Annotated in this window: 23 protein-coding genes; 13 read left to right on the top strand and 10 right to left on the bottom strand. The window is 59.0% G+C overall.

The genetic code is table 11. The features are described 5' to 3' along the window. Positions 1–6: 6 nt before the first annotated feature. Positions 7–1,002: an ArsR/SmtB family transcription factor gene (locus tag M5G26_RS19080; RefSeq protein WP_273916224.1), complete on the bottom strand. Its 996-nt coding sequence runs from the start codon at positions 1,000–1,002 to the stop codon at positions 7–9. A 258-nt stretch (positions 1,003–1,260) separates the two neighbouring features. On the opposite strand from M5G26_RS19080, the gene tkt reads away from it, so the two are divergent. From tkt to M5G26_RS19040, 8 genes are all read left to right on the top strand, one after another. Then, positions 1,261–3,258 (top strand): transketolase, encoded by a 1,998-nt coding sequence (tkt, locus tag M5G26_RS19075; RefSeq protein ID WP_093429867.1) that lies wholly within the window; start codon positions 1,261–1,263, stop codon positions 3,256–3,258. A gap of 159 nt (positions 3,259–3,417) precedes the next feature. Beyond that, on the top strand, positions 3,418–4,470 hold the full coding sequence (gene epd / locus M5G26_RS19070; RefSeq protein WP_093429868.1) for an erythrose-4-phosphate dehydrogenase: 1,053 nt from the start codon (positions 3,418–3,420) through the stop codon (positions 4,468–4,470). A gap of 12 nt (positions 4,471–4,482) precedes the next feature. Next, a complete protein-coding gene (locus M5G26_RS19065; protein ID WP_007913753.1) occupies positions 4,483–5,646 on the top strand; it encodes a phosphoglycerate kinase in 1,164 nt (387 codons plus the stop codon). Positions 5,647–5,680: 34 nt separating this feature from the next. Beyond that, positions 5,681–5,902 carry a hypothetical protein gene (locus tag M5G26_RS19060; RefSeq protein ID WP_007913756.1) on the top strand — a complete coding sequence of 74 codons (222 nt, stop codon included), beginning with the start codon at positions 5,681–5,683 and terminating at the stop codon, positions 5,900–5,902. A gap of 57 nt (positions 5,903–5,959) precedes the next feature. Beyond that, positions 5,960–6,292 (top strand): MliC family protein, encoded by a 333-nt coding sequence (locus M5G26_RS19055; RefSeq protein ID WP_016987235.1) that lies wholly within the window; start codon positions 5,960–5,962, stop codon positions 6,290–6,292. A 252-nt stretch (positions 6,293–6,544) separates the two neighbouring features. Next, positions 6,545–7,609 (top strand): class II fructose-bisphosphate aldolase, encoded by a 1,065-nt coding sequence (fba, locus tag M5G26_RS19050; protein ID WP_008081027.1) that lies wholly within the window; start codon positions 6,545–6,547, stop codon positions 7,607–7,609. A 118-nt stretch (positions 7,610–7,727) separates the two neighbouring features. Then, positions 7,728–8,018: a helix-turn-helix transcriptional regulator gene (locus tag M5G26_RS19045; protein WP_273916223.1), complete on the top strand. Its 291-nt coding sequence runs from the start codon at positions 7,728–7,730 to the stop codon at positions 8,016–8,018. Further along, positions 8,011–9,285: a type II toxin-antitoxin system HipA family toxin gene (locus M5G26_RS19040; RefSeq protein ID WP_273916222.1), complete on the top strand. Its 1,275-nt coding sequence runs from the start codon at positions 8,011–8,013 to the stop codon at positions 9,283–9,285. The genes M5G26_RS19045 and M5G26_RS19040 overlap by 8 nt, the downstream gene beginning before the upstream one ends. 61 nt (positions 9,286–9,346) lie before the next feature. On the opposite strand, the gene M5G26_RS19035 is transcribed toward M5G26_RS19040, so the two are convergent. Next, positions 9,347–9,709 (bottom strand): DUF6124 family protein, encoded by a 363-nt coding sequence (locus M5G26_RS19035; RefSeq protein ID WP_273916221.1) that lies wholly within the window; start codon positions 9,707–9,709, stop codon positions 9,347–9,349. Positions 9,710–10,267: 558 nt separating this feature from the next. On the opposite strand from M5G26_RS19035, the gene M5G26_RS19030 reads away from it, so the two are divergent. After that, positions 10,268–10,669: a hypothetical protein gene (locus M5G26_RS19030; RefSeq protein ID WP_273916220.1), complete on the top strand. Its 402-nt coding sequence runs from the start codon at positions 10,268–10,270 to the stop codon at positions 10,667–10,669. A gap of 96 nt (positions 10,670–10,765) precedes the next feature. Here the strand turns inward: M5G26_RS19030 and M5G26_RS19025 are convergent, their stop codons facing one another. Next, entirely contained in the window at positions 10,766–11,434 is a 669-nt protein-coding gene (locus M5G26_RS19025) for a polysaccharide lyase family 7 protein (RefSeq protein ID WP_134176100.1), read from the bottom strand. Between the two features lie 321 nt (positions 11,435–11,755). Between M5G26_RS19025 and M5G26_RS19020 the strand changes: the two genes are divergently transcribed. From M5G26_RS19020 to M5G26_RS19010, 3 genes are read left to right on the top strand one after another with little or no spacing between them, the layout of a single operon-like run. Beyond that, positions 11,756–13,879, top strand: a complete 2,124-nt coding sequence (locus tag M5G26_RS19020; RefSeq protein ID WP_273916219.1) for a putative bifunctional diguanylate cyclase/phosphodiesterase — start codon at positions 11,756–11,758, stop codon at positions 13,877–13,879. Positions 13,880–13,922: 43 nt separating this feature from the next. Beyond that, positions 13,923–14,417 (top strand): M48 metallopeptidase family protein, encoded by a 495-nt coding sequence (locus M5G26_RS19015; RefSeq protein WP_141126202.1) that lies wholly within the window; start codon positions 13,923–13,925, stop codon positions 14,415–14,417. A 24-nt stretch (positions 14,418–14,441) separates the two neighbouring features. Beyond that, positions 14,442–14,738: a winged helix-turn-helix domain-containing protein gene (locus M5G26_RS19010; RefSeq protein ID WP_273916218.1), complete on the top strand. Its 297-nt coding sequence runs from the start codon at positions 14,442–14,444 to the stop codon at positions 14,736–14,738. Positions 14,739–14,938: 200 nt separating this feature from the next. Here M5G26_RS19010 and M5G26_RS19005 read toward each other — a convergent pair whose 3' ends face one another. Beyond that, entirely contained in the window at positions 14,939–15,391 is a 453-nt protein-coding gene (locus M5G26_RS19005) for a GNAT family N-acetyltransferase (RefSeq protein ID WP_099757392.1), read from the bottom strand. A gap of 255 nt (positions 15,392–15,646) precedes the next feature. Here M5G26_RS19005 and M5G26_RS19000 point away from each other — a divergent pair, with 255 nt between their 5' ends. Next, positions 15,647–16,384, top strand: a complete 738-nt coding sequence (locus M5G26_RS19000; RefSeq protein WP_016987244.1) for a substrate-binding periplasmic protein — start codon at positions 15,647–15,649, stop codon at positions 16,382–16,384. Positions 16,385–16,526: 142 nt separating this feature from the next. Here M5G26_RS19000 and yccS read toward each other — a convergent pair whose 3' ends face one another. From yccS to M5G26_RS18970, 6 genes are all read right to left on the bottom strand, one after another. Then, complete coding sequence (gene yccS / locus M5G26_RS18995) at positions 16,527–18,710, bottom strand: YccS family putative transporter (RefSeq protein ID WP_273916217.1); 2,184 nt, start codon at positions 18,708–18,710, stop codon at positions 16,527–16,529. A 254-nt stretch (positions 18,711–18,964) separates the two neighbouring features. Continuing rightward, positions 18,965–20,143, bottom strand: a complete 1,179-nt coding sequence (locus M5G26_RS18990; RefSeq protein WP_273916216.1) for an NAD(P)/FAD-dependent oxidoreductase — start codon at positions 20,141–20,143, stop codon at positions 18,965–18,967. Between the two features lie 137 nt (positions 20,144–20,280). Continuing rightward, entirely contained in the window at positions 20,281–21,666 is a 1,386-nt protein-coding gene (gene dbpA / locus M5G26_RS18985) for an ATP-dependent RNA helicase DbpA (protein WP_064388129.1), read from the bottom strand. A gap of 233 nt (positions 21,667–21,899) precedes the next feature. Further along, a complete protein-coding gene (gene mdtD, locus M5G26_RS18980; RefSeq protein ID WP_273916215.1) occupies positions 21,900–23,327 on the bottom strand; it encodes a multidrug transporter subunit MdtD in 1,428 nt (475 codons plus the stop codon). Positions 23,328–23,471: 144 nt separating this feature from the next. Next, positions 23,472–24,809: a TldD/PmbA family protein gene (locus M5G26_RS18975; protein ID WP_123376205.1), complete on the bottom strand. Its 1,338-nt coding sequence runs from the start codon at positions 24,807–24,809 to the stop codon at positions 23,472–23,474. Then, positions 24,809–26,251, bottom strand: coding sequence for a TldD/PmbA family protein (locus tag M5G26_RS18970; protein WP_273916214.1), 1,443 nt, complete (start codon positions 26,249–26,251; stop codon positions 24,809–24,811). Before M5G26_RS18970 ends, M5G26_RS18975 begins: the two co-directional genes overlap by 1 nt. Positions 26,252–26,276 lie beyond the last annotated feature (25 nt).

Here is a 26,276-nt window from a genome sequence, read left to right as displayed (position 1 = left end):
CTGAATTTACCGATGGTGAGTGTCGCCAGCCGGTCGCTGAAAGTGGCGGACCTGGATCTGGAAACCATTACGTAAGCCTACATAGAGGCTTTCCCCGGGAACGAGTCCCGCAGCGGTGGCCCAACGGGCCAAATCGTCCTGTTCAAACCCCAACCACAGATCACCGCAGGCCTCCCTGGCCCAACTCTGGTTGTGGCTACATAACTCTGTCACGAGCAGGCTACCGCCCGGTTGCAGCAGGTCGGCCATGTGCTTGAGCGCATCGGCCGGCGCGGCGAAATGGTGCAACACCATGTTCAACACTACGCAATCGGCCATAAGGCTGGTGCCGTTCAATGCATCGGCCAATTGCAGGCTGACGTTAGCCAGCTGTTCACGTTCACATACCTGACGCGCCAGCTCGAGCATCGCCGGGCTGTTGTCCAGCGCGGTTACGGTGCCGAAGCGGCGGGCCAGTTCCGGCAGAAAAGCACCATCGCCGGGGCCGACTTCAATGGCCGTGGCAGCACCATTGAAGTTCAGTTTGTCGAGCAGGGCCAGCACGCTTTCGCGGTACTGCGGCAGGCCTGCGATCAAGTCTTGCTGGGCACGGAATTTCTCCGCCACCCGGGCGAAAAAGTCCTGACTGGCCGCGGCACGCTGGCCGTGAACCTGTTCGATGCGCGCCTGCACGTCGTCAGGCAGATCCAGGTTGTCGACTTCTTCTAACAGTGCCGCGTGCAGCTTGCCACCGAGCAGTTCGGTGTGGGGCAGGGCGCGGCGATAGAAAATCGCGTTGCCTTCACGGCGGGTTGCCACCAGATCAGCCTGGGCCAGTACCTTGAGGTGGTGGCTCATGCCGGACTGGCCAATGCCGAAAATTTGCGCCAGTTCCAGAACACCGAACGAATCGTTGGCCAATGCGCGCAGGACATTCAGCCGCAACGGATCGCCGCCGGCCTTGCACAGGGCCGCCAGCTCGTCGCAATCGTCATGGCGAATGGAAGGCACGCGTAAATTCATAGGGCCGCAGTCTAGAGACGGGGGGAATTCATCGCAAGGGCAATATCAAAAAGTTTTGATATTGCTCGATAAATGGCACTTCTCACCAGGCGGTTAACTCTACAAACGAGTAGCGGAAAGGTTTCACCAACAGAAAGCGCCGCTATCCATTGGAAAAACGCCCCCCGATGACTATCTGTCATTGCCCCGAGGCGCCCCGGTGAGGGAAAATGCCCTCCTTTTTTCCGTTTCGACTTACCAGAACCCAGGAGATCAGCGATGCCTAGCCGTCGTGAGCGTGCCAACGCCATTCGTGCCCTCAGCATGGATGCCGTGCAAAAAGCCAACAGCGGCCATCCCGGTGCCCCTATGGGTATGGCAGATATCGCCGAAGTGCTTTGGCGCGACTACCTCAAGCACAACCCGAGCAATCCATCGTTCGCCGACCGTGACCGCTTCGTGCTGTCCAACGGCCACGGCTCGATGTTGATCTACTCGCTGCTGCACCTGACCGGTTACGACCTGTCGATCGAAGACCTCAAGCAGTTCCGTCAACTGCACAGCCGCACCCCGGGCCACCCTGAATTCGGTTACACCCCGGGCGTTGAAACCACCACCGGCCCGCTGGGTCAGGGCCTGGCCAACGCCGTCGGTTTCGCTCTGGCAGAAAAAGTTCTGGCAGCGCAGTTCAACCGTCCAAACCACAACATCGTCGACCACCACACCTACGTGTTCCTGGGTGATGGCTGCATGATGGAAGGCATTTCCCACGAAGTCGCTTCCCTGGCCGGTACTCTGGGTCTGGGCAAGCTGATCGCTTTCTACGATGACAACGGCATCTCCATCGACGGCGAAGTCGAAGGCTGGTTCACCGATGACACGCCGAAGCGTTTCGAAGCCTACAACTGGCAAGTGATCCGTAACGTTGACGGTCACGATCCGGAAGAGATCAAGACCGCCATCGAGACCGCGCGCAAGAGCCCGCTGCCGACGCTGATCTGCTGCAAGACCACCATCGGTTTCGGCTCGCCGAACAAGCAGGGCAAAGAAGACTGCCACGGCGCCCCACTGGGTGACGCGGAAATCGCCCTGACCCGTCAGGCGCTGAACTGGAACCACGGTCCGTTCGAAATCCCGGCCGACATCTATGCCGAGTGGGATGCCAAGGAAAAAGGTCGCGCGGCCGAAGCCGAGTGGGATCAGCGTTTCGCTGCCTACTCCGCTGCATTCCCGACCGAAGCCAACGAACTGGTGCGTCGTCTGAGCGGTGAGCTGCCGGCCGATTTCTCCGAAAAAGCTTCGGCTTACATCGCTGAAGTTGCGGCCAAAGGCGAAACCATCGCCAGCCGTAAAGCCAGCCAGAACACCCTGAACGCGTTCGGCCCATTGCTCCCGGAACTGCTCGGCGGTTCGGCTGACCTGGCCGGTTCCAACCTGACCCTGTGGAAAGGTTGCAAGGGCGTCAGCGCTGAAGATGCCAGCGGCAACTACATGTACTACGGCGTGCGCGAGTTCGGCATGACCGCGATCATGAACGGCGTGACCCTGCACGGCGGTCTGGTGCCTTACGGCGCGACCTTCCTGATGTTCATGGAATACGCCCGCAACGCCGTGCGCATGTCGGCGCTGATGAAGAAGCAAGTGATCCACGTCTACACCCACGACTCCATCGGTCTGGGCGAAGACGGCCCGACGCACCAGCCGATCGAGCAACTGACCAGCCTGCGCACTACCCCGAACCTCGACACCTGGCGTCCAGCCGATGCCGTGGAATCGGCCGTGGCCTGGAAAAACGCTCTGGAGCGCAAGGACGGCCCATCGGCGCTGATCTTCTCGCGTCAGAACCTGCAGCACCAGGAACGCGATGCCGGCCAGATTGCCGACATCAGCCGTGGCGGTTACGTGCTGAAGGACTGCGCAGGCGAGCCTGAGCTGATCCTGATCGCCACCGGTTCGGAAGTCGGTCTGGCGGTTCAGGCCTTCGACAAACTGACCGAGCAAGGTCGCAAGGTGCGTGTGGTTTCCATGCCGTGCACCAGCGTGTTCGATGCTCAGGACGCCGGCTACAAGCAAGCCGTGCTGCCGTTGCAGGTCAGCGCACGTATCGCGATCGAAGCGGCTCACGCCGACTTCTGGTTCAAGTACGTGGGTCTGGAAGGTCGCGTGATCGGCATGACCACTTACGGCGAATCGGCTCCGGCTTCGGCACTGTTCGAAGAGTTCGGCTTCACCCTGGAAAACATCCTCGGTCAGGCTGAAGAGCTGCTGGAAGACTAAGCAGTACGAATGCGGTGGCCCCGGCCACCGCGTTCCCCTGTAGGAGCTGCCGAAGGCTGCGATCTTTTGATCTTGATCTTAAAAAACAGGATCAAAAGATCGCAGCCTTCGGCAGCTTCTACAGGGGGGTGTGTTGTAGCGAATACTATCGAGAACCCCATGCCTCAACCGCGTCCCTACAAAGTTGCACTCAACGGCTACGGCCGGATTGGTCGTTGCGTCTTGCGTGCGTTGTTTGAGCGAGGCGAAAAAGCCGGGTTTGAAATTGTCGCGATCAACGATCTGGCGGACATGGCCAGCATCGAATACCTGACACGCTTTGACTCCACCCACGGCCGTTTTCCCGGCGAAGTGCGAGTAGAAGGCGATTGTCTGCATATTAATGGCGACTGCGTGAAGGTCCTGCGCAGTGCCACCCCCGAAGGCATCGATTGGGCGTCGCTGGGCGTCGATCTGGTGCTTGAGTGTTCCGGTGCCTATAACACCCGTGAAGACGGTCAGCGCTTTCTCGACGCCGGCGCGCCACGTGTGTTGTTCTCGCAGCCAATGGCCAGCGAGGCGGATGTCGACGCCACCATCGTTTACGGCGTCAATCAGGATTGCCTGACCGGCGACGAACTGCTGGTGTCCAACGCCTCCTGCACCACCAACTGCGGCGTGCCGCTGTTGCGCTTGCTCGACAAGGCGATCGGCCTCGATTACGTGTCGATCACCACGATTCACTCGGCGATGAACGATCAGCCAGTGATCGACGCCTATCACCACGAAGACCTGCGCCGCACCCGTTCGGCGTTCCAGTCGGTGATCCCGGTGTCCACTGGTCTGGCGCGCGGTATCGAGCGCCTGCTGCCGGAACTTGCCGGGCGAATTCAGGCCAAAGCCGTACGCGTGCCGACGGTCAACGTGTCCTGCCTCGACATCACGATGCAGACTGCCACCGCGACTGACGCCAATGAGGTCAACCGGATCCTGCGCGAGGCTGCCACCAGTGGCCCGCTCAAAGGTCTGCTCGCCTATACCGAGCTGCCGCACGCCAGTTGTGATTTCAACCATGACCCACATTCGGCCATCGTCGATGCCAGTCAGACCCGTGTTTCCGGCCCCAAGCTGGTGAACATCCTGGCCTGGTTCGACAACGAGTGGGGTTTTGCCAACCGAATGCTGGACGTTGCAGAACACTATCTGCAAACAGCAACTTCAAAAAAACCGTAGGAAGTGCGACCCATGACCGTGTTGAAGATGTCCGACCTCGATCTGCAAGGTAAGCGCGTATTGATCCGCGAAGACCTCAACGTCCCAGTCAAGGACGGTGTTGTCACCAGCGACGCGCGTATCCTGGCTTCGCTGCCGACCATCAAGCTGGCCCTGGAGAAAGGCGCGGCCGTGATGGTTTGCTCGCACCTTGGCCGTCCGACCGAAGGCGAATTCTCCGCCGAGAACAGCCTCAAGCCAGTCGCTGACTACCTGAGCAAGGCCTTGGGCCGCGAAGTGCCGCTGGTGGCTGATTACCTGGGCGGCGTTGACGTCAAGGCCGGCGACATCGTGCTGTTCGAAAACGTGCGCTTCAACAAGGGCGAGAAAAAGAACGCTGACGAACTGGCCCAGCAATACGCCGCCCTGTGCGACGTGTTCGTGATGGACGCGTTCGGCACCGCTCACCGCGCCGAAGGGTCGACCCACGGCGTGGCCAAGTTCGCCAAAGTCGCCGCTGCTGGCCCACTGCTGGCCGCCGAACTGGATGCACTGGGCAAAGCCCTCGGCGCACCGGCTCAGCCAATGGCGGCCATTGTTGCCGGCTCCAAGGTGTCGACCAAACTCGACGTGCTGAACAGCCTGAGCCAGATCTGCGATCAACTGATCGTCGGCGGCGGCATCGCCAACACTTTCCTCGCGGCCGCCGGTCACCCGGTTGGCAAGTCGCTGTACGAACCGGATCTGCTCGACACCGCGCGCGCCATCGCTGCCAAAGTCAGCGTGCCGCTGCCGGTTGACGTGGTGGTTGCCAAAGAATTCGCTGAAACCGCTGAAGCGACCGTCAAGCTGATCGCTGACGTCGCGGCTGACGACATGATTCTGGACATCGGCCCGCAAACCGCAGCCAACTTCGCCGAACTGCTGAAGTCGTCGAAAACTATTCTGTGGAACGGTCCGGTCGGCGTGTTCGAATTCGACCAGTTCGGCAACGGCACCAAAGTGCTGGCCCAGGCCATTGCTGAAAGCTCGGCATTCTCGATTGCTGGCGGTGGCGACACCCTGGCCGCGATCGATAAATATGGCGTGGCTGAGCAAATCTCCTACATTTCCACCGGTGGCGGCGCGTTCCTCGAATTCGTCGAGGGCAAGGTGCTGCCAGCCGTTGAAGTCCTGGAAAGCCGGGCCAAGGCCTGAGGCCGCCCGTTTGGCCAGGCAAAGGAGTGTTTTCATGGTCAAGTCGTTAGCGCTGTTGTTGCTGACCGGTACGCTGGCGGCCTGCGGGAGTAACCCGAAGGCCGAAGCCACGCCGGCACCGAGCGAGTCGCAGAAGGGCTGTTATCAGGCCGACTGGCAGGCCGAAACCAACCCGGTGCTGAACAAGCGCTCGGGGCCGGACGGCCTGGACAAATACGAGACGCAAACCCCGGCCAAGGAACATGGTTGTCCTTGACGGGTCTGACTCTTTAACTCAGGGCTGGCGGCGTGTGCTGTCAGTCGAGGAACACGGATGAAAGGCTTGATCGCCATTGCGGCGTTGGCATTGTTGGGCGGTTGCGCGCAGTTGAACCTGTTTCAGTCGTCTGCTCCGGCGGATAACTGGACCACCTGGACCTGCGACAGCCAGGCCAAAGTGCTGTGGCGTTACGCTGATGCCGGCCAGAAGGAAGTCGACGTTCGACTGGGCGGCGGTGATCAGGTCTATCGCCTGAAAGAAGAGCCGGGCGCCTCGGGTACGCTGTACAGCGACGGCATGCTGGCGTTTCACGTCAAGGGAGAGGAAGGCCTGGTGTACTGGGTCGCCACCAATGACCTGATCGGCCGCGGCTGCAAAGCGCAGTAATTGACACACCACAGTTCTAATGTGGGAGCGAGCCTGCTCGCGAAAGCGGTTTGAAAGGCACTGCATCAGCGACTGCAAGATTGCTTTCGCGAGCAGGCTCGCTCCCACAGGGGTTCTGTGTAGCTCTCAGGATTTTGCTTTATCGAATCACCAGACCGGGCCTCAACCCCCGATCTGCAATCACTTGAATAGCCGCCGCCGCTCCGGCAGGCTGGCACGATTAACGACCCTCAACCGGGAGAGACACACACAATGGCACTTATCAGCATGCGCCAGATGTTGGACCACGCAGCCGAATTCGGCTACGGCGTTCCAGCTTTCAACGTCAACAACCTTGAGCAGATGCGCGCCATCATGGAAGCCGCTGACAAGACTGACTCCCCGGTGATCGTCCAGGCTTCGGCCGGCGCCCGTAAATACGCCGGCGCGCCATTCCTGCGTCACCTGATCCTCGCCGCGATCGAAGAGTTCCCGCACATCCCGGTGTGCATGCACCAGGACCACGGCACCAGCCCTGACGTCTGCCAGCGCTCGATCCAACTGGGCTTCAGCTCGGTGATGATGGACGGCTCCCTCGGCGAAGACGGCAAGACCCCGACCGACTACGACTACAACGTCCGCGTTACCCAACAAACCGTGGCCATGGCGCACGCCTGCGGCGTTTCGGTAGAAGGCGAGCTGGGCTGCCTGGGTTCGCTGGAAACCGGCATGGCCGGTGAAGAAGACGGCATCGGCGCCGAAGGCGTTCTGGATCACAGCCAAATGCTGACCGACCCGGAAGAAGCCGCTGACTTTGTTAAACGCACTCAGGTCGATGCCCTGGCCATCGCCATCGGCACCAGCCACGGCGCCTACAAGTTCACCAAGCCACCTACCGGTGACGTGCTGGCAATCGACCGCATCAAGGAAATCCACAAACGCATCCCGAACACCCACCTGGTGATGCACGGTTCCTCGTCGGTGCCACAAGAGTGGCTGGCGATCATCAACCAGTACGGCGGCGACATCAAAGAAACCTACGGCGTACCGGTTGAAGAAATCGTCGAAGGCATCAAGCACGGCGTGCGCAAGGTCAACATCGACACTGACCTGCGCCTGGCATCCACCGGCGCAATGCGTCGCCTGATGGCCACCAACCCGAGCGAATTCGACCCGCGTAAATTCTTCGGCGCGACTGTGACGGCGATGCGTGATGTGTGTATCGCTCGTTATGAAGCGTTCGGCACTGCCGGCAATGCTTCGAAGATCAAGCCGATCTCGCTGGAAGCGATGTATCAGCGTTATCTGAAGGGTGAGTTGAACGCGAAGGTTAACTAAGCCTGAGCGTTAGACAGCTTTGAAAGAAACCCGCCGTGAGGCGGGTTTTTTGTGGGTGAAATGTTTGGTAGCGATACTTGGAAATTCGCACTTGAAATGTCACCTATAGTGAACTTTAATGATTTTTATCAGCTTAAAGTCCCATATAGGTGACATTTTGATCCTTGATAATCCTGCGATTTTCGCCGAACGCATTCGTCAGCTGCGAAAAGCCAAGGGCTACAGTCAGCTAATGCTGGCGCATAAGGCCAAATGCAGTCGCAAGACCATTATCGATCTTGAGGCCGGTGAAAACGTCGCTTTTTATACCGTGTTCCGGGTGATTGCCGCGTTGGGCATGGCGCTCGAAATTGTCGACAACCGAATCGATCTCAAGTCGCTTGCCGATCTGGTAGAGCATGATGAATAAGGTAAAACGACTCAACGTCATGACGCCGCAAGGCTGCGCGGGCGAGCTATCCAAAGGTTCGCAGTTCTCGTTTGCCTACCAGACGGCAGAAGCGTCTCGGGAAGTCTCGTTGGTCATGCCCTATGACCCGACGCCCGCGGTGCGCAATGTGCTGCACCCGATCTTCGATATGAATGTGCCGGAGGGTTTTCTGGCCGATCAGATCAAGCGTCGGATGGCCAAGCATATGCAGGTCGATGAAATGCGGCTGCTATCGGTCATTGGCGGTAATCAGATTGGGCGCCTTACTTATGAAAATCCGACTGAGCCCTCTACCGCTGTGCGCGCACAGGTCGGTCTGCAAGACATTCTGTCTGCCGACGCCTCTCAGGGTGTTTTCAACTTTCTGGTTGAAACCTACTTCGAGTCGGGTATTTCCGGAGTGCAGCCCAAGGTACTAGTGCCTGACCTGGACAAACTCACCGGTAGCCGAAAAACCATGCTCAGCTCCGATCTTATCGTCAAATCAGGAGCCGAGGAGTATGAGCACTTGGCCCAGAACGAGTTTCTGTGTCTGGAGGCGGCGAGGCTGGCAGGATTGGAAACGCCACCGTTCTGGCTTTCCGAGAGCGGTGAGCTGTTTGTCATGGAGCGGTTTGACCTGACGTCGTCCGGCCGGCTCGGCTTCGAAGACATGGCGGTACTGTTGGGTCTTAACAAAGATCCTCACGACAATTACAAGTATTCGCAGAGCTATGAAACCCTCGCGGCTGTCATCCGCCAGGTATGTCGCCATGCCGAACCGATACGAGAGCTGGAGCGATACTTTTCCTCTGTCTGCCTTTCGGTGATGGTGCGCAATGGCGATGCACATTTGAAGAACTTCGGCGTGATATACACGCAGCCCGCGGCTCCAGAAACCGTGCAGTTGGCCCCGATTTACGATGTTACGACCACCACGGTCTATGAAAACTACAACCCGAAGTCCGGGCGGTCACTGGTTGACCGTACCCTGGCAATCAAAATGAATAAAACCAAAGACTACCCGGATCGCCAGCAACTTATTGAGTTCGGTCGCAAACACTGCGCGGTGGATAGGCCGGCATTGATCATTGATCGGATAGCTGAGGCAATGAGTCAGGCACTGGCTGCTCATCGGTTCCGAGTGGATGCTGAATTGTTTGTGGGGATGCAACGCGAATGGGATGCCGGGCGTACAGTTGCCTTGAATGATTCGGTTGGGTCGGGGTTGAAGCTTAAGCCTGTATTGGGAGATAGCAGCGTTTAGCTACGCTTTAGCGCTTATTGCTATTCAGGAACCCGCCGTGAGGCGGGTTTTTTGTGGGCGGTTATTCCTTCAGTTCGACATGATCCAGTGCCTGATTCACCGCCAGCTCGCCAAGCATGACCACTTGCGCAATGCCCAGCGCCGTCTTGCGGTGTGAGGTGTCGAGCATGGCGGCGAAGTTGTTGAGCATTTCGCTGGCTGAACCCAGGGTTTCGCTGGCGTTGGCCAGCAGGGATTCGGTGTTGTACTTCGGGTTGGCGAGGTACATGGGCTCGGGTTTATGCGTGCTGGCCATGATGAAGGCGGACGGTTTTAGGTAATGGTCGAGGGCGCGTTCTGCGGCGTCACTGAGTTTTTTTGAGTCGAGGGATTCGTAGGGGGATGCGGGATCTGTTTCTGGCGGGTGTGGCGTTGATTTGATCATTAGCTGAAAACTCCTGATGGAGCCGCTTCGTCTTCTCTACTAAAAGAAGGGTGGCAGCTGTGCGCAGGTTAGTAGACCGGGGAGTATTCAGCATTGACCGGCGCGCCGAAGCGCCCTGCACACAGCCACCATCAAGTCGGACAGCAATCACCGACGGATGCGCTTTGCACAAAACTGAAAAACACCACGGGCTACTAAACCCGATCACTGGAAATCAGTGACGCGAATCAAGTTACCGATGGCCCGCCAGGCGCACAAGCCGGCGGATTCTGGCGTAGTGGTAGGCAACGGCGCAAGCTGTTGTAGGCATCCGGAAGTGACGGCCGAGAAAACTAAACGTGTCGTTTAAATAAAGCGTCGCCTGGGTGTAATCCAAATTCGAGAGCGTTCAACCAAGTATCCAGTTTTTGGCTGGATAACTGATCAGGTTTGTTGATTAAGCTTCTAAAAAGACACTGGCTATATTTTTTAGGTATAAAAACCTGTCAGATCTTACAGGTGTGGAAAGTTTATTGGCGATCTATCGTGGGCGCTCAGTTATCTTTCAGGATGGAAAAAATGCAAAAGGACAAAAGAGTTACCAGTGTTGGTGTTGGCGACGTTCAAATGTTTCTGGCGATTCCCGGGGGGGAAAGCTTTACCGTCTCAATTCGTGGTAGAGAGTTTTTGGAACACAGTGGAGAATATTTTAATTTCAAATTTTTTCAGTATTTAGGCAGGAATGAGTTCTATATTGGTTCCTCCTTCCGCAAAAACCTTCCGCTTGACGAACCGCACAATTTGGGTGCCCCCGGCACAGCTGCCCACGTGCAGCTGGAGTTGGACGGGATTGATAACTCAAGGAGTGCCAAGGGCTTTGTTTGTTTGGAGCGAGGCGGAGATTATCCGAAGGGTGTGATCTATTGTGCTGAAGAAAAAGCGTTTTCTTTGATTGCGATGTTTGATTTTAAAAGTAGTTAATTTCATCTTTGCTGCGATATCAATGTCATGCGGCAGACTTGAGAAAGTCTGCCGATTTTGATTTTAAGTCATCGATAATTGATGCTCAGGTCAGTGTTATTTATCATGATCAATATCCAGCTTACTGAACGTCACCTGCCCGCCCTCACTCGTATACCCGGTGTTGTCCTGCACATAAACCCCAGCCTTGAAGTACAACGGCTTGTTGCGCCATGTCGCGCTGATCTGTGAGTCCCACTGATAACCCGCCGCACTGATGCCCAATGCGCCGCCGGGGCTTAAGTGGATGAGGTAGTTGAATTCGCGATCCAGTTTGATCCCGGTAGCCAGCGTGATGACACGGCTTTCGTCATCATCCGGGTGCATGCGCACTTTGATCACCAGATTGCCGGTTTCTGTTTTTGTCTTGTACTGATATTCAAGTTTGACCATCGGCTTCTGGCTTTCATAAGCATGAATCTGGCCGATGACGATCTTGCCCGAGCTGGGCACTTTGTTGACGGTGAGGGTCGCCCGCAGCAGGTTGTCGGCATCCGGGTAATACCAGTTGCGCAGGCTGCCGTTGCTGTAGGTCTCCCGCAGTTCGGTGCGCGGATAAATGGCATTTTCGGTTTTTGACCCGGTAACCGGTGACCAGAAGAACAAGGTGCCGGTGTCGGAATGGAAGTACTGATCTTTGAAGCCGTTCACCAGTTTGGAGGTTTCGACGGTGTATGGCGGGCTGCCAACGGGAACGCTGAGGTTCCAGGTTGCGAGATCGATCATGTCGGTTCTTCCACTCAAAATTCACTGCACGTACGTGCCAGAAGCTCTAGCCCGCACGTTTTGGGGCGGCCTTTATAAGCGTAGAGGGATTTTTTGTTAATGCCCGTTTGGCAGATGATTGACGTCAACATCCTGTCGAAATGCCATCTCTGCCGGTTTCCGGGGGTTACAGCGGTGACCGTTAGTCGGCAAATTCACGATTTGGTTAAATGATGGCCTGATGACAGCTTCTGCTTTCTTGGATCCAGTACTAGAGTGAAGGCTCAGTATGTGTGCGGTTTTTACCGGAAACCGACCGAAAGTCCCGACAAGAGAAGCAGCATGGAATGCGCGCAACCCCCGCCAGGTGAAGGCAGCTCTGTCCTTTTGATCGTTGATGATTACCCTGAAAATCTGATCAGCATGCGCGCGTTGCTGCAGCGACAGGATTGGCACGTCCTCACCGCAGCCTCCGGATTCGAAGCGCTCAATATTCTGCTCTCGCATGACGTCGATCTGGTGCTGCTGGATGTGCAGATGCCGGGCATGGACGGCTTTGAAGTGGCGCGGCTGATGCGCGGCAGTCAGCGCACGCGCCTGACGCCGATCATCTTTCTGACCGCCAACGAACAATCCCAGGACGCTGTGATCAAGGGCTATGCCAGTGGCGCGGTGGATTACCTGTTCAAGCCGTTCGACCCGCAGATACTCAAGCCCAAAGTGCAGGCGTTGCTGGAACACCAGCGCAATCGCCGGGCCTTGCAGCGCCTGAGTCATGACCTGGAAGTGGCACGCGCCTTCAATGCCTCGGTGCTGGATAACGCCGCCGAAGGCATTCTGGTGGTGGGCGAAGACGGTTTGATCCGTTTTGCCAATCCGGCGATTTCGCGGTTGTTGAATGCGCCGGTGAAGGAGCTGGAAGGTAAAGAGTTTCTCGATTTTCTACAGAAGCCGCACATTCCGCTGTGGGCCGATTCCGAGTTTTATGCCAGCTACAAGCGTGGCGAAACATTAAGACTGCACGATGCCTTGCTGCGCACCGCGCCCGGCCAGCAAGTGCCGGTGGCCTTGTCGTGTGCGGCGTTGCCTGCCGAGCAACACGCGATGGTGGTGACCGTGCTGGACATGTCGGTGGTGCGGCACTTGCACCAGCAACTCGAATTCCAAGCGGTGACCGATCCACTGACCGGGTTGCTCAACCGCCGCGGCTTTTACCAGACTGTTGAAAATCTGCTGTTGCGTGGTGAGCGCAGTGATAGCAGTTGGGTCTTGCTGTATCTGGATCTTGATGGCTTCAAACGGGTCAACGATTCGCTAGGCCACGATGCTGGTGATCGCGTGCTGCGCTGGGTCTCCGAGCAATTGAAAGCCTGTCTGCGGCCGTTCGACATTCTCGCGCGCATGGGCGGCGATGAATTTACCGCGCTGCTGGATCTGGAGTTTCCCGAGCAAGCGGCGAAGATTGCCGAAAAACTCATCGAGCGGGTGTCGATCTGTCAGCAGATCGAAGGGTTGGACATCGCTCTCGGCGCCAGCATCGGCATCGCCACTTACCCGGACTGCGGCTCGAACCTCGATGGATTGCTGCGTGCTTCCGACATCGCCATGTACGAGGCCAAACGTGCCGGACGTCAGCAATATCGTTTCTACGATCATGAAATGAATGGCCGGGCGCGCTCGCGGTTGATGCTCGAAGAGAGCGTGCGTGCCGCCATCGAGAATCGCGATTTCAATCTGGTCTATCAACCGCAAGTGGCTATCGACACGGGCCAGATTCGTGGCTTTGAAGCGTTGTTGCGCTGGCAGCACCCGAGCGTTGGCGATGTGCCGCCGGGGTTATTCTTGCCGCTGCTGGAAGAAGCGCGGCTGATCAGTCGCCTCGGCAGCTGGATCTATCATCGTGGCGCCGGCCAGCGCAAAGCCTGGGAAACCCTGTTTGCCGAAGATCTGGTGCTTGGCGTGAGTTTGAGCAACACCCAGTTCAGTCTGCCGAATCTGGTCACAGAGTTGCGGCAAGTCATGGAGCGACATGCCTTGCAGCCTCGGCAACTGGAGGTCGAGATCACCGAAGAAGCGCTGATGCAAAACCCCGATGAAACCCGCAAACAGCTGCGTTTGCTGCGCAATCTTGGGGTGCGGGTGGCGCTGGATGACTTCGGTTCCGGGCCGTGTTCGCTGGCGCATCTGCGCGATCTGGAGCTCGATACGCTGAAAATTGATCGCCATCTCATCGCGCGATTGCCGGACTCCAAACGCGACGCCTCGCTGGTCAGCACGGTCATCAGTCTGTGCAAGCAATACGGTTTGCTGGTGATCGCCGAGGGTGTGGAAACCATCGAGCAATACCAATGGCTGCAAGCCCACGGCTGTGAGTACGTGCAAGGCTTCCTCGTCGCGCGGCCATTGATGGCCGAGGACGCGGTCAGCTTCGCCGAACCGTTTGACTGGAGCGCGCTGCCCGGTTGAATTCGCTACACTGGCAGACCTTTTTTGAACCGTGTCGCTCGTCATGACTGTGTTGAAGTACCTTCAGGCCTATCCCGCGCAATTGCAGGACCAGGTGCGCCAACTGATCGCCGAAGGGCGTCTGGGTGAATACCTGAATCAACGCTATTCGGGGCGACACGATGTGCAAAGCGACAAGGCCTTGTACAACTACGCGCTGGACCTGAAGCAGGAATACCTGCGCAACGCCCCGGCCATCGACAAGGTGCTGTTCGACAACCGCCTCGACCTGACCCACCGCGCACTGGGTCTGCACACCACGGTGTCGCGGGTGCAGGGCGGCAAGCTCAAGGCCAAGAAAGAGATTCGTATCGCCTCGTTGTTCAAGGACGCCGCGCCGGACTTTCTGAAAATGATCGTGGTGCATGAACTGGCGCACTTCAAGGAGTCGGATCACAACAAGGCGTTCTATAAATTGTGCGAGCACATGCTGCCGGGGTATCACCAGGTCGAGTTTGATCTGCGCGTGTACCTGACGTGGCGCGATATGCAGGCTTAACAGTACGCAACCAGGAAGGTGTGGATGGACGTCAGCAAGACCAAAAGCAGTTTCTACCGCCGCTTGTATGTGGCGTACCTGATCGACAGCGGTCTGGCGCCGAGTGTGCCGACGCTGACCGAAGTGACCGGCATGCCAAGGCGCACGGCGCAGGACACGATTGCCGCGTTGGCCGATCTGGATATCGTCTGTGAGTTCGAGCAGGAAGAGGGCGCGCGCAACCATGCGGGGCGCTATCGGATTCGTGGGTGGGGAGCGATTGATCGCGGTTGGATCGAGCGTAATTTGCGGCAGATCAAGGCAGTTCTGGGATATCCCTGAAAAGCCCCTCATCGGAACGCCGCCCGCCCAGCCCTCTCCCCGAGGGAGAGGGGGCCGATTGGGGGATATTGGAGAGTTACGCCGACTTGAGCGAATTCCTCTGAATCCATAATCGACGCGGTTTTTCAGGTCGGCGGATAGTGCTGCACAACTCGGTCAGTCCCCTCTCCCTCTGGGAGAGGGCTAGGGTGAGGGGCTCTTCAGGAACGACGCATCCCGATATGCGGAATGTCATCCTCCAGATACTCCTCACCCGCCACAACAAACCCGTACTTGCCGTAGTACCCCTGCAAATGCGCCTGCGCCGACAGATAGATCGGCACTTGCGGCCAATGCTTCTCGGCCTGTTTCAGCGCCTGCTCCATCATTTCGTGCCCCAGCCCTTTGCCGCGCCCCTGCGGTGCGGTAATCACGCGGCCGATCACCACGTCGCCGCCCTGGGATTCCGGATCCAGCAGGCGCAGGTAGGCCATCAACTGGTCATCTTCCCAACCCATCAGGTGATAGGTATCGCCTTCCAGATCCTGACCGTCGAGGTCCGGATAAGCGCATTTCTGCTCGACGACGAACACGTCCGAGCGCAGCTTCAACAGCGCGTACAGCTGTTCCTTGCCCAGATCACTGTGATGTTTGCAGACCCATTCGATTGTCATTTGCCGATTCCTTGAACGTGTCGCCCGATACTAAGCGCCTGCGGCAAAGATGTCTTTATGGCGTAAGAGTCTGTGACAAAGGTCAAAATGCCATCATTCCTTTCTCGCAGCCTCGGCGACTTTGTGTAATCTGCTGGAGAGCCCTGTGCACTGGCTGCAATGAGCTAATGTTAGGGCCTGGGTTTTGCCGGTAAGGGGCCTTGGGGTTTTGACTGAAAACATGCTGGGCAACTCGCCCGCTAAGGATTTTCAAGCATGCCGCGTTTGCATCGAGCCTTTGCTTTGACCGGATTGCTCTTGCTGGCTCAGACCGCTGCAGCGGATAAGCTGCGGCTGGTGTTTGATATCTGGCCACCCTTTACCGACGACACGCTGGTCAACGGCGGACTGGCCACCGACATCGTCACAACTGCGCTGGCCCGGGCCGGTTATGCCAGCGGCTACGAGCAGGTGCCTTGGGCGCGGGCGCTGCTTGGCGTTGGCGAGGGCCGCTACGATGTATTGGTCAACGCTTGGTACAACGACGAACGGACCAGGCTCGGCCAGTTTTCCGGTGAATACCTGCTCAACCGCATCCGCTTTCTCAAGCGCAAAGACACGCCACTCGATTACTCAAATCTGCAGCAACTGCACACCTATCCGATTGCGGTGGTGCGCGGCTACGCCTATTCGGCGCCGTTCGATGCCGACACGGCGTTGCAGAAAGTCCCTGTGCATAACTTTGCCATGGCCGTGCGCATGCTTGCAGCGGATCGGGTCAAGCTGACGCTGGAAGATGAGTATGTGGCGAAGTATTACCTGGCGCGCGAATCAGCCAAGGTGCGCAATTCGGTGGAGTTTTTGCCCAAGCCGTTGAGTGAGAACAGCCTGCATATCTTGGTGAGCCTGAAGAATCCGCAGCATGAGCAGATTGTCGCGGGATTTGATAAGGCGATTGCGGCGATGAAGGCGGATGGGAGTTATGACAAGTTGTTGAGGCAGCATGGGATGTGAGTTTCTGATCTCAGAGTTGCGTTGTTGCTGATGGCCTCATCGCTGGCAAGTCGAATCGTCGCACCGCAGCTCCCACAGGTTTCGCGGTGTACACAAATCCTGTGGGAGCTGGCTTGCCAGCGATGAGGCCCGCCAAGGCAACTCAAACTTCGGAGGTGTCCTTGATCAGGTGCGCCGCCAACGTCCGCAAAGGCCCCAACTGCCGGCAGATCAACGCCAGTTGCGTCTGCACCAACCGCTGGCCTTCATCAATCTCATCAGGCATCTGCTCCAGCTCATTGGCCAGCGCTTCTTCTTCGTCACTCTGAATCGCCACAGGCTGCTTGTTCGCCAGCCCTTGGGCGATTTCATCAATGCTCGTCGCCAGTTTCACCCCGGCGCCATCAATCAAATGCTCACGCACATCGGCGGGTAACTGAGTTTCCCGATGCGCGCCAAGTCCTGACAGATAACTCAACAACGTGTGCGACAGCACCAGAAAGCGGAATCCGACATCCGCTTCCTTACGGAAATGCCCCGGCTCCATGAGCATGTTTGCCAGTGTCGTCGACAGCGCCGCATCAGCGTTGTGCGCATTGCGCCGGGCCAGCCGATACGCGAGATCGTCGCTCTTGCCCGCGGCGTATTGCTGCATGATCTGGCGCAGGTAGATGCTGTTGCAGGTCAGGGTGTTGGCCAGCACTTTGTTCAGGCGTCGACCCTGCCAGTCCGGCAGGAACAGGAACACCGTCAGGCCGGCAATCAGGCTGCCGAGCAAGGTATCGAACAACCGTGGCAGGAACAGTCCGTAACCGTCACCGACCTGGTTGAAGCAGAACAGCACCATGATGGTGATCGCCGCCGTCGCCAGGGTGTAGCGGGTGGTGCGGTTGGTAAAGAACACCACGCCGGCGGCGATGGCAAAGCACGACTGCACCAACGGACTTGGGAACAGATCGAACAGCGCCCACGCCACGGTGAGGCCGATAGCGGTGCCAAGGATCCGCTGGCCGAGCTTGCGCCGCGTGGCGCCGTAGTTTGGCTGGCAGACGAACAGCGTGGTGAGGATGATCCAGTAGCCTTGCGACGGGTGAATCAAGTGCACCATGCCGTAGCCGATGCTCAGCGCCAATGGCAGACGCAGGGCATGACGGAACAGCAAAGAGGTCGGCGTCAGCTGCGTGCGCAAACGAATCCAGACGTCTTTGAGGTTGCGCGGCGAGCGGTCGAGCAAGCTGCTGTCGGTCGCATCGGCCAAGGCATCCGGATTACTCGCGTCGCTGAGCAACCGGTCGAGGGTGCCAAGGTTCGCTGCCAGGGCACGCAGCGAGCGCAGCAATCCGCGCCACGCCGGGTTGCTCTGGATGCGCAGGTGCTCGAGGGAGGCGTCGAGGTCACTGAGGGCTTCGGCGAAACTGGCGTCGTAGATGAACGGCTGGCGCATCTGGATCGATTCGGCCAGCGCGCGGCAGGCCTTGCCCTGCTGGCGCAACAGGCGTTGGCAGCGGAACAGCACGTCACTGTGGAAGAACGCTTCGGCCAGCGCGTTGTACGGATAGTGCGAGGAGCTGGCGCGTTCGTGGATGTCTTGCGCGAGGAAGTACAGCTTCAGGTAACGGCTGACTTTCGAACCGGGACGGCCGTTGCCGACGCGGTGCAGGATGATTTCCTTGGCACTGTTCAGCGCCGCCACCACGCGACCGTTTTGCTGGGCCAGTTCCAGACGCCGGGCTTCGACGTCCATCTGCCGGATCGGCTCGAACAGCGAGGATTTCAGCTTCAGGTAAAAACCCAGTTCACGGAACAACCGCGCCAGACTCTGCTGCACCGGCTGATTGGAAAACAGCGCCTGCCACACCACCGAGAGCAAGCCGTACCACGCCGCACCGGCGACCAGCAGCATCGGTTCGTGCCAGAAATCGGTGACCGCACCGCCGCGCTGATCAACGCCGATCATCGTGTACACCGACAGAATCAGCGTCGCCGAGGCAATCGCGCCATAACGCTCGCCGAGCGCCCCGAGCATGGTCAGACCGAAACTGGCCAGCGCCAATGCAATGGCAAACACGATCGGGTAGGGGAAGAGCAATTCCACCGACAGCGCGGCGATGCTGAAACACACCAGCGTCACCGCGAGTGCATTGAGGCGGCCCTGCCAACTGTCGTCGGTCTCGGCCAGGGCGCTGGCGATAATCCCCAGGAACAACGGGATCAACAGGCCCATTTCATCCTGATACCAACACAGCGCCATGCTGCCGGTCAGGGCGATGAACACCCGCACGCTGTAGCTGAATTTATCCAGCGCCCACAGGCGCCGCAAAGACTGACGAAACGAGGTCGAGGACATGAAGTGCGAAGGCCTTCCGAGGCGATGCCGCTAAATTGAGCCAGTAATGACGCCGACGCAATGGCGCCGATCACATCTGACAGCAAAAAGTGTTCCTTTGAGATCTTGTGTAGAACTAAATCTTGAATTGGGCACGGAACCCTGTGGGAGCTGGCTTGCCAGCGATGGCTGCATGACAGTCAACAATGATGTTGGATCTGCCGGCCTCATCGCTGGCAAGCCAGCTCCCACAGGTTTTTGTATTTAGCTTTGAATTAAGCGTACTGCGCGGCGGCGTAGCCCGAGGCCCAGGCCCACTGGAAGTTGAAGCCGCCCAGATGCCCGGTGACGTCGAGGACTTCGCCGATGAAGTACAGGCCGGGGCTTTTCAGCGATTCCATGGTTTTCGACGACACTTCACGGGTATCAACGCCGCCGAGGGTCACTTCGGCGGTGCGATAACCTTCAGTCCCCGCCGGCACGACTTTCCAGTTGCCCAGCTTCTCGGCAATTTCCGCCAGTTCCGCGTGGGTGTACTGCTTCATCGGCTTGGACGCAAACCAGTTGTCCGCCAGCAGATTGGCCATCTTCTTGGTGAAGATCTCACCGAGCAGGGTTTTCAGCTCGCTGTTCGGGCGCTCGGCCACTTGCTGCTGCAACCAGCTCGCGGCGTCGTGATCCGGCAGCAGGTTGATCTCCACCGTGTCGCCGGATTCCCAGAACGAAGAAATCTGCAAAATCGCCGGGCCGCTGAGGCCACGGTGAGTGAAGAGGATGTTCTCGCGAAAGCTCTGATCGTTGCAGCTGACCAGACAATCCACTGACGTCCCGGACAACTCGGTGCAGAGCTCCTTGAGCTGATCGGTGATGGTGAATGGCACCAGACCGGCGCGGGTCGGCAGCAACTCATGGCCGAACTGTTTGGCGACCTGATAACCGAACCCGGTGGCGCCCAGCGTCGGGATCGACAGACCCCCGGTGGCGATCACCAGCGACTGGCACTGGATCTGGCCTAGGGTGGTGTCGAGCAGGTAACCGTTCTCGACTTTCTCGATGGTCTGGATCGACGTGTCCAGATGCAACTCGACGCCGGCCTGATCGCATTCGTCCAGCAGCATGCCAAGGATGTCGCTGGATTTGTTATCGCAGAACAACTGGCCGAGTTTTTTCTCGTGGTACGGCACGGCGTGCTTGCCGACCATGCCGATGAAATCCCACTGGGTGTAGCGCGCCAGTGCGGATTTGCAGAAATGCGGGTTCTGCGAGAGGAAATTGCTCGGCTCGGTGTACATGTTGGTGAAATTGCAGCGGCCACCGCCCGACATCAGGATTTTCTTGCCGGCCTTGTTCGCGTGGTCAAGCAGCAGCACCTGACGCCCACGCCCGGCGGCGGTCAGTGCACACATCAACCCAGCGGCGCCAGCGCCAATGATCACGACTTCGGTAGAGCGCAAAACGGTGTCCTCTGAAATATCACCACAAAACGAACTGTAGGAGCTGCCGCAGGCTGCGATCTTTTGATCTTGCTCTTAAAAAACAAAGTCAAAAGATCGCAGCCTGCGGCAGCTCCTACAGGGGAGTTACGTTGTTCTTACAGGATACGTACGCGCAGCGAGCGGCCCTTGATCTTGCCGTCGTTCAAACGCTGCAAGGCCTGCATGGCCACGGTGCGGTCCACGGCTACATAAGCCTGGAAGTCGAAGATCGCGATCTTGCCAACCTGCGCACCCGGAATACCGGCATCGCCAGTCAGTGCGCCCAGAATGTCGCCCGGGCGAACCTTGTCTTTACGGCCCGCGCCGATGCACAGCGTGGTCATCGGCGGTTGCAGCGGGGCGAGGCCCTGGGATTTGAGGTTATCGACCTGATCCCAGTTCAGCGGCGACTTCTGCAGTTGCTCGATGGCTTGTGCACGGTGCGCTTCACCCGGAGCAACCAGGCTGATCGCGATGCCTTTCTCGCCAGCACGACCGGTACGGCCAACGCGGTGAATGTGGATTTCCGAATCACGCGCCAGTTCGACGTTGATCACCATGTCCAGCGCATCGATGTCCAGACCACGGGCGGCGACGTCGGTGGCGACCAGTACCGACGTACTGCGGTTGGCGAACATCGCCAGCACCTGATCGCGGTCACGCTGTTCCAGATCGCCGTGCAGGCCGACCGCGGAAATGCCTTTGGCGGTCAGGTGATCGACGGTTTCCTGCACCTGCTGCTTGGTGAAGCAGAACGCCACGCAGGAAGCCGGACGGAAGTGGTGCAGGACTTTCGTCACCACGCCCATGCGATCTTCCGGGGAAATCTCGTAGAAACGCTGCTCGATCTGCGTGTCATCGTGGAACGCTTCGGCTTTCACCGTTTGCGGATCACGCATGAACTTCGAGGCCAGTTGCTTGATGCCCACCGGATACGTCGCGGAGAACAGCAGGGTCTGACGACGCTCCGGGGTCTTGATGATGATGTCTTCGATGGCGTCGTAGAAACCCATGTCGAGCATGCGGTCGGCTTCGTCGAGGATCAGCGTGTTCAGGCCATCGAGGACCAGCGAACCCTTGCGCAGGTGCTGCTGGATGCGGCCCGGGGTGCCGACGATGATGTGCGCGCCGTGTTCCAGCGAAGCAATCTGCGGGCCGAACGACACGCCGCCGCACAGGGTCAGGACCTTGATGTTGTCTTCGGCACGGGCCAGACGACGGATTTCCTTGGCGACCTGGTCGGCCAGTTCGCGCGTCGGGCAGATCACCAGTGCCTGGCAACCGAAGTAGCGCGGGTTGATCGGGTTCAGCAGGCCGATGCCGAATGCGGCGGTCTTGCCGCTGCCGGTCTTGGCCTGGGCGATCAGGTCCATCCCCTTGAGGATCACCGGCAAGCTCTGCGCCTGGATCGGCGTCATCTGGGCATAACCGAGGGATTCGAGGTTAGCCAGCATGGCGGCGGACAGCGGCAGAGTATTAAAAGCGGTGGCGATGGTGGTCACGGGACTGGCCTGCAAAACAAAATGTCGCGCAGTGTAGCAGCCCCGTGCCACTTTCTTCGAAAGTTCTGGACGAACAGCCCCAGAGTTTCTCTGACTGGAGATAAACGGGTGTGAGGGACCACATTCCCCTGTAGGAGCTGCCGAAGGCTGCGATCTTTTGATTTTGCTTAAAAAAACACAAGATCAAAAGATCGCAGCCTTCGGCAGCTCCTACAGGGAGTCCTTCAGCAGAATCAGTGTTCGATGTGTTCTTGTGGACGTTTGGCGCGCCGGCCGTCTTCTTTCGACAGTTGCGAGAAGATCGTCGCGGCGAGCATGGCCATGATCCCGACGGTGACGAAGGTCAGCTGGAAGGCGCCGAGCACGGTTTCCACGCCATCGTTACCGATCTCTGCGGTAAACCCGCCGAGCAACGCACCGGCGCACGCCACCCCGAGACTCAACGACAACTGCGCCACCACCGAGAGCAAGCTGTTGCCGCTGCTGGCGCTGGCATCGTCGAGATCAATCAGCGTCACGGTGTTCATCGCCGTAAATTGCAGAGAGTTGATCGCGCCGAGAATCGCCAGCAGGCACAGCAGCAGCCAGTACGGCGTCTGCTCGCTGACCAGGCCCATGCTCGCCAGCATGATCCCCAGCGCCAAGGTGTTGCCGGTGAGGACGATGCGATAGCCGAGCCGTTCGATCAGCGGTCGTGCCACCCACTTGGCGATCATCGCCGCCGCCGCCAGCGGCAGCATGCTCATCCCCGCTTGCGACGGCGAATAGCCCAGCGCCACTTGCAACAGCAACGGCACCAGAAACGGCAAAGCACCGCTGCCCAAACGCGCGAAGAGGTTGCCGAGAATGCCGACGGCAAAGGTGCGGGTCTTGAACAGCGACGGTGCGAACAGCGGATTTTCGATGTGTCCGGCGCGCAACCAGTACGCCGCCAGACAAGCCATGCCGCCGAACAGCAGCAACATCACGCGCAGGTGCGGCAAGTGCAGTTCGCCGAGGCCTTCCATGGCGATGGTGATCAGGATCATCGCCGCGCCGAACAGCAGGAAGCCGAGGCTATCGAAACGTGTGCGCTCGGTGCCGCGCAGTTCGGGAATGAATTTCCACACCGCGTAGCAACCGATGACGCCGACCGGCAGGTTGATCAGGAAGATCCAGTGCCACGTCAGGTACTCGACCATCCAGCCGCCCATGGTCGGGCCGATCAGCGGGCCGAGCAGGCCGGGAATGGTGATGAAACCCATGATCCGCACCAGTTCGGATCGCGGATAGGCGCGCAGCACCACCAGTCGCCCGACCGGCAGCATCAGTGCACCGCCCAGGCCCTGAATGACCCGGGCGCCAATCAGCATGCTCAGGCTGCTCGACAAGGCGCAGAGCAATGAGCCGAAACTGAACAGCAGAATCGCGCCGAAGAAGATTTTTTTGGTGCCGAAGCGGTCGGCGATCCAGCCCGAAGCCGGGATCAGCAAAGCCACGGTGAGCATGTAGGCGATGATCACGCCCTGCATGCGCAAGGGATCTTCGGCCAGATCGCGAGCCATGGCCGGCAGGGCGGTGTTGAGGATGGTCCCGTCGAGGGACTGCATGAAGAAAGCGATGGCGACGACCCACGGCAACCAGCGGGCGGTGATGGCGTCGAGAGGCGGGCGGTTGGGCATGGAACCTCTTGTCGTTGGAGTTAATGCATGATCGTTCCCACGCTCTGCGTGGGAAAGCCTCAATGGACGCTCCGCGTCCGCTTTTGGCTGGGACGCAGAGCGTCCCCGGCTGCATTCCCACGCGGAGCGTGGGAACAATCGCCGTCAGAGGGTCAAGGTCAAACGGCTGACCAACGCCCCCGGCAGTAACGCCGACGAGGTATTGCGCTGGCTATACGTACTCGCCGACAGCAGCAACTCGCGCTCGGCGGTCAACGCTTCCAGCTGCGAACCGAGCAGGCTGTAAGCGCTATCGTCGAAGCGCATGGTGCTCACCGGCGCCTGAATCTCGCCGTTCTCGACCCAGAAGGTCGCGAAACGGGTCATGCCAGTCATGCGCGCGGCCGGTTGATCCGAGTAGTTCAGGTACCACAGGTTGCTGATGTACAGCCCGGTGCCCAATTGCTTGAGGATCTCTGCTTGCGACAGATCACCCGCCGCCATGTTCAACGCACTTGGCATTTCACCGCCACCAGCACCGTTGGCGGCCAGGCCATATTCCGCCGCACTGCGCGAACCGACCAGTTGATCGCCAGCCTTGCCTTCGACGATCAGCCGCAAATCGCTGCGTGGATAACCTTCACCGGAAAACGCCGGGCTCAACGATTCGCTGACTTTCTCGTCCAGCGACACCAGCGGACTGAACGCCTGATCGCCGACATACAGCTTCTGTAACGGGCTGCTTTTGCTGGCGATTGACTGCGCCGAGAAACCGCCCCAGCTCAGCATGCCCATGATTTCTTCCAGCGCCGCCGGTGCCAGATAGGCTCGGTACTGCCCCGGCGCCAAGGTGCGCAGCGGGCGGCCGAGAAACTCCAGTTGCTCGCGTGCCTGACCGAAGCGCTTGGCGAAACCTTCGCTGCTCCAGTCATGCCCGGCGTAGCTGGCTTTCACCGCTTCGCCGTTGTCGTGGAACAAGCTGAAGTCGAAGTTGAAGCTGTTGGCCTGATGCCAGCCAAATGCGCCTGAAGAACTGGCGAAACCACGGCTGATCGGGCCGGCGGCATAGAAGCCAACCAAGTCCAGACCTTCAGCGGCAGCACAGATCTCATCGACAACCTGTTCAGTGTCCGGTAGCGGATGTTCCTGCACGTTCTGGCTCTGCCAGCCGTTGTGGTTGAGCAACAGATACGGATCCTGCGGCAGCAGCGGCAGGGTTTCGCGCAGTTGTTGCAGACCTTCGGCAAGCCGTTGCAGATCGCCTTCCTGATCACCGGACAGGGTGACTTGCAGATCGGCATGGCGACCATCGTTAATCAGCTTCAGGACGATATTGGCCTGCTGCACTTGCCCGGCCTGACGCACCTTGGCGTGATTGAAACGCACGAACGCCGAGGATTCGGCGGCAAAGCTGAGGGTGAACTGTTCCGGCTCGCGCACGCTGTCGCGCAGCCACTCGACCATGACCTTGAAGGCGTCGGACTGACTCTTCGAAATGCTCATCAGGCGTCTCCCCCAAACACATCAACGTTGCTGAATACGCAGGCCGGCGAAGCGTGGCCGACGCGGATCACCTGGTTCGGCTCGCCTTTGCCGCAGTTCGGCGTGCCCAGCACCTTGACGGTGTTGGCGTCGCCGACGGCGCGCAGGCTTTTCCAGAAGTGCGCGGAAATCGCCCGGTAGTTCGGGTTTTTTACCACGCCTTTCAGTTCGCCGTTTTCGATCAACTGGCCCCATTCACAGCCGAACTGGAATTTGTTGCGCGCATCGTCAATCGACCATGAGCGGTTGGTGCTCATCAGGATGCCGTGCTCGATGCCTTCGATCAGCTTGTTCAGCGGCTGATCGCCCGGCTCGATGTTGAGGTTGGCCATGCGGTCGATCGGCGGCCGGTTCCAGCCGCAGGCGCGGCTGTTGGCGACGCCATCGAGACCGGCGCGGAACTGCGACAGCGCCCCGCCCAGCGGACGCAGCAATAAACCATCGCGGATCAGAAATTGTTTGCTGGCCTTGCTGCCGTCGTCATCGTGGCCATAGCTGGCGAGTTCTTCGGGAATGCCCGGATCGAAGGTCACGTTGAGCAGTTTGGAGCCGTATTGCAGGCTGCCGAAGTCGCTGGCTTTGACGAAACTGGTGCCGGCGTAGTTGCGTTCGTCGCCGAGGATGCGGTCGAGTTCCAGCGGGTGGCCGATGGATTCGTGGATCTGCAGCATCATCTGGTCCGGCATCAACAGCAGGTCGCGCGGGCCTTGCGGGGTGTTCGGCGCGAGCAGCAGTTGCAAGGCCTGATCGGCGACTTGCGGGCCGGCGCCGATCAGACCGCAACGGCTGATCACGTCAGCGCCGCCCTGTTGGCCGAAGTTCTCGCGGCCGAGGCTACGGGTCTGACTGTCGTTGCCGTCGTAAGCGGTGACGTCGAGACCCGGGTAGACGAAGCGCTGGGCCTGGCGCAATTCAGCCCCGGCGCTGCTCAGGTAGATCTGCTCGACGTGGGTAATGCCAATGCTCACCTGCCAATTCACCAGGCGCTCATCCTTTGGCACCGAGGCGGATTCCGCGCCGAGCAGCTCGAAGCATTCGCTCAGGGACGGAAAGGCTTGTTCGAGATTGGGCGAAAAGTAATCAGCGCGATCGCTGGATACGGGCTGATCGCGCAGGTCGAGCAAGGCGTGCGGCTTGAGCCGGCGCGCTTGCTGCTCGGCGCGTTCGAGGGCGGCTTGCAGACCTTGTTGCGACAGGTCGTTGGTCGCCGCGTAAGCCTCAACGCCATTGACGCGCACGGTGAGCATCGCGCCTTCGTCACGGCTCAGGCTCGGCGGTTCGGCGACGTTCTTGCGTACCGACAGGTACTGGCCGGACTCACGTACATATCGCAGGGAAAAGAACTCAGCGCCCGTGCGCAAGGCAGCGAAGCGCTGCTTGAGCTGGGGGTGGAAATCGAACATTCGGGAACCTCCTTGTCAGGGGGAA

The sequence above is a fragment of the Pseudomonas sp. TNT2022 ID642 genome, assembly GCF_028656995.1.
Lineage (GTDB): Bacteria > Pseudomonadota > Gammaproteobacteria > Pseudomonadales > Pseudomonadaceae > Aquipseudomonas.
The sequence above is the reverse complement of the archived record's forward strand: the minus strand, read 5'-3'. Positions and strand labels throughout refer to the sequence as shown.

What these genes read in the sequence shown, in the direction of transcription:
- M5G26_RS19080 (WP_273916224.1), bottom strand. Translation starts at nt 1,002, where the DNA reads ATGAATTTACGCGTGCCTTCCATTCGCCATGACGATTGCGACGAGCTG.
- M5G26_RS19005 (WP_099757392.1), bottom strand. Translation starts at nt 15,391, where the DNA reads ATGACAATCGAATGGGTCTGCAAACATCACAGTGATCTGGGCAAGGAA.
- M5G26_RS19030 (WP_273916220.1), top strand. Translation starts at nt 10,268, where the DNA reads ATGCAAAAGGACAAAAGAGTTACCAGTGTTGGTGTTGGCGACGTTCAA.
- M5G26_RS19025 (WP_134176100.1), bottom strand. Translation starts at nt 11,434, where the DNA reads ATGATCGATCTCGCAACCTGGAACCTCAGCGTTCCCGTTGGCAGCCCG.
- M5G26_RS19045 (WP_273916223.1), top strand. Translation starts at nt 7,728, where the DNA reads ATGATTTTTATCAGCTTAAAGTCCCATATAGGTGACATTTTGATCCTT.
- epd (WP_093429868.1), top strand. Translation starts at nt 3,418, where the DNA reads ATGCCTCAACCGCGTCCCTACAAAGTTGCACTCAACGGCTACGGCCGG.
- yccS (WP_273916217.1), bottom strand. Translation starts at nt 18,710, where the DNA reads ATGTCCTCGACCTCGTTTCGTCAGTCTTTGCGGCGCCTGTGGGCGCTG.
- M5G26_RS19065 (WP_007913753.1), top strand. Translation starts at nt 4,483, where the DNA reads ATGACCGTGTTGAAGATGTCCGACCTCGATCTGCAAGGTAAGCGCGTA.
- M5G26_RS19060 (WP_007913756.1), top strand. Translation starts at nt 5,681, where the DNA reads ATGGTCAAGTCGTTAGCGCTGTTGTTGCTGACCGGTACGCTGGCGGCC.
- M5G26_RS19015 (WP_141126202.1), top strand. Translation starts at nt 13,923, where the DNA reads ATGACTGTGTTGAAGTACCTTCAGGCCTATCCCGCGCAATTGCAGGAC.
- M5G26_RS18970 (WP_273916214.1), bottom strand. Translation starts at nt 26,251, where the DNA reads ATGTTCGATTTCCACCCCCAGCTCAAGCAGCGCTTCGCTGCCTTGCGC.
- M5G26_RS19035 (WP_273916221.1), bottom strand. Translation starts at nt 9,709, where the DNA reads ATGATCAAATCAACGCCACACCCGCCAGAAACAGATCCCGCATCCCCC.
- M5G26_RS19020 (WP_273916219.1), top strand. Translation starts at nt 11,756, where the DNA reads ATGGAATGCGCGCAACCCCCGCCAGGTGAAGGCAGCTCTGTCCTTTTG.
- M5G26_RS19055 (WP_016987235.1), top strand. Translation starts at nt 5,960, where the DNA reads ATGAAAGGCTTGATCGCCATTGCGGCGTTGGCATTGTTGGGCGGTTGC.
- fba (WP_008081027.1), top strand. Translation starts at nt 6,545, where the DNA reads ATGGCACTTATCAGCATGCGCCAGATGTTGGACCACGCAGCCGAATTC.
- M5G26_RS19010 (WP_273916218.1), top strand. Translation starts at nt 14,442, where the DNA reads ATGGACGTCAGCAAGACCAAAAGCAGTTTCTACCGCCGCTTGTATGTG.
- M5G26_RS19000 (WP_016987244.1), top strand. Translation starts at nt 15,647, where the DNA reads ATGCCGCGTTTGCATCGAGCCTTTGCTTTGACCGGATTGCTCTTGCTG.
- M5G26_RS19040 (WP_273916222.1), top strand. Translation starts at nt 8,011, where the DNA reads ATGAATAAGGTAAAACGACTCAACGTCATGACGCCGCAAGGCTGCGCG.
- M5G26_RS18975 (WP_123376205.1), bottom strand. Translation starts at nt 24,809, where the DNA reads ATGAGCATTTCGAAGAGTCAGTCCGACGCCTTCAAGGTCATGGTCGAG.
- tkt (WP_093429867.1), top strand. Translation starts at nt 1,261, where the DNA reads ATGCCTAGCCGTCGTGAGCGTGCCAACGCCATTCGTGCCCTCAGCATG.
- mdtD (WP_273916215.1), bottom strand. Translation starts at nt 23,327, where the DNA reads ATGCCCAACCGCCCGCCTCTCGACGCCATCACCGCCCGCTGGTTGCCG.